The following is a 389-nucleotide window of genomic DNA, read 5'->3' on the forward strand; positions in this document are numbered from 1 at the left end:
GTATTATCTAGTCTTGGTCTTGCAGTTACAAAAAGAAAACGTAGAGGGTAAGGAATGGGATTATTTACAGATTCATTAAAAGTTAGTTCTGGTTTGACACTGGGACATGCTGCGACAAAGATTGGTATTCAAAAGACTTTGACAGTGGCAGAAGAACATGCTGAAAATAAGGTTAAGACCTATCAAGCAAAGTTTTTTGATCCGATTGTTCGAGATGATTTATGTCATTTAGAGGTAGATGGGCAACTGGAAAATAGGATTTATCCATTTCCAATCAAAGTATCAGTGATTAACATCTCAGAAATTCAAAAAGATTTTCAAGAACTGACTCAAGATTTCAATGTTCAAAAAATAGGTGTTTTTGCAAAAAGACATCCATGGGTTACAGG

General features: G+C 34.7%; 1 protein-coding gene. It reads left to right on the forward strand.

What is annotated here, in order from left to right:
• Window positions 1-54 precede the first annotated feature (54 nt).
• On the forward strand, window positions 55-389 hold a 335-nt coding region (locus GVL03_RS21660), incomplete at its 3' end, for a hypothetical protein (RefSeq protein ID WP_159502790.1).

The organism is Microbacterium sp. 18062 (assembly GCF_902706225.1).
GTDB lineage: Bacteria > Actinomycetota > Actinomycetes > Actinomycetales > Microbacteriaceae > Microbacterium.